A 3,154-nucleotide genomic window follows, 5' to 3' on the forward strand; every position below is an offset into this window, starting at 1 on the left:
CGCTCGTCTGGTCGATGAAGCCTTGGAACCGATCGACCCGGCAACTTTCCGTCGCCAGATCGAGTATTACGAAACGATCACTGCATTCCGCAAGCGTCAAGGCGCTGCGAAGTAACACTCTCACTTCTTTCAAGCAACCCGAAACCGAGGAATTCCCATGGAGTTTTTTTCCACCGTCATTCGCTACTTCACAGCCGGCGGTGAGTTCATGTACCCGATCCTGGTCGTGCTCGTCATCGGGCTCGCGATCACCATCGAACGTCTGATCTACCTGCGCCGCGCTTCCGTCGAGAACCGCGAGGTTTGGGCCAAGCTGATGCCGCTGGTCAACGCCGGCCGCCACGAAGAAGCCGAAGCGATTGCCGCCGCTTCCACGACGGCCATCGGCCGCGTCCTCGGCTACGGCCTCGCCCGCTCGCGCGGCGCGACCAGCCGCGAGGAAGTCGAACTGGCAATGGAAGAAAGCCTGATGGAAGTGACGCCGCAGCTCGAGCGTCGTACCCACTATCTCGCGACCTTCGCGAACGTGGCGACTCTGTTCGGCCTGCTCGGCACCATCGTCGGCCTGATCGCAGGCTTCACGGCGGTCTCCGGTGTCAACCCGGCGCAGAAGCAGGATCAGCTGTCGGCCGCCGTCGCCGTCGCCATGAACTGCACCGCCTTCGGCCTGATCACGGCGATTCCGCTGCTGCTGATCCACGCCTGGCTGGTGACCAAGACCGACGAGATGATCGACAGCCTCGAGATCGCATCGGTGAAGTTCCTGAACAGCCTCGGCCTCAAGAAGTAATGGTCCGCGGTACCAAAGGGACGATCCGCCGATGATGCAGGGTATTTCCCGCGACACTCGACGCGCACTGCGCCGGGTCAGGCGCAAGCGCAGCACCGAGCTGAATCTGGTGTCGATGATCGACATCCTGACCGTGCTCATGTTCTTCCTGTTGGTGAACTCGATCGGCCTGTCGATCCTGGGCATCAATCTGCCGAACGACAACGCCTCGGCCTCGGAGCCGCCGCCGCACAATCTCTCCGTGCTGATCCGCAAGAACGATCTGGCGCTCAGCGATAACGGCTACATCGTGCGCGCAGTGCCATCGAAGGCAGACGGCTATGACTTCGAAGCGCTGTCGGTGCTGATGCGCGAGACCAAGAAGCGGCTGCCGGCCGAATCCAAGGTGACCTTGCTGCTGGAGCCAGGGATTGCCTACGAAGTGCTGGTGTCGGTAATGGATGCCGTGAGAGTCGATCTGACTGCCACCGGGCCGGATACCGTCGAACTGTTCCCGCAGATTTCGCTGGGCGATGCCCCGGTCGTTGCCGGAGCCAAGAAGCCATGAGCCTGCGCACTTCTGCCAAGCGCAAACGCATCCTGCGCAAGGCCCAGCGCACCGAGACCCCAGGCGCGGTCGGCCTGAATCTGGTGCCGATGATCGACATCTTTACCTCGCTGCTGATCTTCCTGCTGCTCAGCTCCACGGCGGTGCAGCAGATCCGCACGCCGAAGTCGCTGACGCTGCCGCTGGCCGCCACCGTGCAGCCGCCGAACGATACCGGCGTGCTGACCGTGTCGACTGACGGCGTCACCTGGCAAGGAGCCGTGGTGATGAGCCTCGAAGACGCTCAGGCGACGCCAGGCAACATCCTGGAGCCGCTCAAGGCACAGCTGATGCTCAGCCCACTGGTCGCCATGCAAGGCGCCGAGACGGCGGCCGGCACGCAGACCCGCGGCGAGGTCAATATCTTGGCCGACAAGGCCATCCCCTACGCGCTGCTGAAGAAGATCATGGCGACTTGTGGTGACGCGCAGTTCGCGCGTATCTCGCTGTCGGTGAACCGTCGTTCGATCAACGCGGTGGGTAGCGCCGGTCTCGGAGCCACGCCATGAACGCGCCGACCATGTCGCGGACCATTCGCTGGGATGCCTGGCAGCTGATCGAGGAAGCCGATCGCCGGTTTCGGCGCATCTTCATCAGCGTCGCCATTCCCGCTCTCGTGCTGGTGGTACTGACCCACTTTTTCTACGTGGCGCCCGAGCCCAAGCCGCTGCCCGAGTTCGACAGCTCTCAGTACGTCGAGCTGCTTCCGGAACCTGAGGTCAAGAAGCCGGAGCCGGAGAAGGTCGTCGAACCCGTCAAGGAAGCGCCGAAGCCGGTCAAGCCGATTGAACAGGTGAAGCCGAAACCGATCGAAAAGCCACCGACCGTGGTCCAGGCCAAGCCTGAGCCGACGGCGAAGGAAGTGGCCGAGAAGTCCGGTCTGCTGGCGATGAAGGATGCACTGAGCAGCTTGCGCGACCAGAATCTGGCCAGCGCGACCAGCGATCAGCCGCTGAGCTCGTCGACGATCACCTCGAAGAGCGGTATCGGTTCTGCCGCGTCGGCCGATGCCATCGCCGCCTCGGCGACTGCCAACAGCGGCGGCATCCGGAACGGCAATGGCGTTACTTCGTCGCAGGACGGCGTTGGCGTCGGTTCGCGCAGCACCGGCAAGGTCAGCAGCCCCTTGGGCAGCGGCAATGGCCCGGCCAAGGGCGGTCCACCAGGACCGGACGGCGGCCGCAATGCCAGCGAAGTGCAAGCGGTATTCGCAAGGAACCAGGGACCGTTCTACGCGATCTTCAACCGCGCAGCGCGGGACAATGCCGACATCGGCGCCGGCAAGATCGTGGTACGTCTGACGATTGCGCCGAACGGTTCGGTCGTCTCGTGCACCATGCTGTCGAGCAGCTATGGAGATGCTGATCTTGAGCGCAAGATTGTCGAACGCATCAAGCTTATGAACTTCGGCGCCAAGGCCGGCCCGAATTTCACACTCGACTATCCGCTCAACTACATTCCTCAGTAACACCACACAAAATCTAGAAAATCATGGGCTTTCTTCAGGGTAAAAAAGCATTGGTGACGGGCGTTGCCAGCGAACGCTCGATCGCCACCGGCATTGCCGAAGCAATGCGCCGCGAAGGTGCCGAACTGGCCTTCACCTATCAGGGTGACAAGCTCAAGAGCAGAGTCGAGGAATTCGCCCACGAGCAGGGTTCGGACATCGTGCTGCCGCTCGATGTGACCCGTGATGCCGAGATCGCGGCCGTGTTCGATACGCTGAAATCGAAGTGGGACGGCATCGACATCGTCATTCATTCGATCGGCTTCGCGCC

Annotated in this window: 5 protein-coding genes; all 5 read left to right on the forward strand. The window is 62.3% G+C overall.

What is annotated here, in order from left to right; genetic code table 11:
• Positions 1 to 157: 157 nt before the first annotated feature.
• Positions 158 to 790 carry a MotA/TolQ/ExbB proton channel family protein gene (locus QZY06_RS07545; RefSeq protein ID WP_293392536.1) on the forward strand — a complete coding sequence of 211 codons (633 nt, stop codon included), beginning with the start codon at positions 158 to 160 and terminating at the stop codon, positions 788 to 790.
• Positions 791 to 824: 34 nt separating this feature from the next.
• Positions 825 to 1,337 (forward strand): biopolymer transporter ExbD, encoded by a 513-nt coding sequence (locus QZY06_RS07550; RefSeq protein ID WP_295682364.1) that lies wholly within the window; start codon positions 825 to 827, stop codon positions 1,335 to 1,337.
• A complete protein-coding gene (locus QZY06_RS07555; RefSeq protein ID WP_295682366.1) occupies positions 1,334 to 1,885 on the forward strand; it encodes a biopolymer transporter ExbD in 552 nt (183 codons plus the stop codon). The genes QZY06_RS07550 and QZY06_RS07555 overlap by 4 nt, the downstream gene beginning before the upstream one ends.
• Entirely contained in the window at positions 1,882 to 2,844 is a 963-nt protein-coding gene (locus QZY06_RS07560) for an AgmX/PglI C-terminal domain-containing protein (protein WP_295682373.1), read from the forward strand. The genes QZY06_RS07555 and QZY06_RS07560 overlap by 4 nt, the downstream gene beginning before the upstream one ends.
• Before the next feature lie 23 nt (positions 2,845 to 2,867).
• Positions 2,868 to 3,154: SDR family oxidoreductase (locus tag QZY06_RS07565; RefSeq protein WP_295682377.1), on the forward strand; the 287-nt coding region annotated here is incomplete at its 3' end.

Source organism: uncultured Nevskia sp. (assembly GCF_903885465.1).
Classification (GTDB): domain Bacteria; phylum Pseudomonadota; class Gammaproteobacteria; order Nevskiales; family Nevskiaceae; genus Nevskia.

Bases quoted from the DNA above. Each gene is read 5' to 3' on its own strand.
- QZY06_RS07560 (WP_295682373.1), top strand. From the start codon at position 1,882: ATGAACGCGCCGACCATGTCGCGGACCATTCGCTGGGATGCCTGGCAG.
- QZY06_RS07550 (WP_295682364.1), top strand. From the start codon at position 825: ATGCAGGGTATTTCCCGCGACACTCGACGCGCACTGCGCCGGGTCAGG.
- QZY06_RS07545 (WP_293392536.1), top strand. From the start codon at position 158: ATGGAGTTTTTTTCCACCGTCATTCGCTACTTCACAGCCGGCGGTGAG.
- QZY06_RS07555 (WP_295682366.1), top strand. From the start codon at position 1,334: ATGAGCCTGCGCACTTCTGCCAAGCGCAAACGCATCCTGCGCAAGGCC.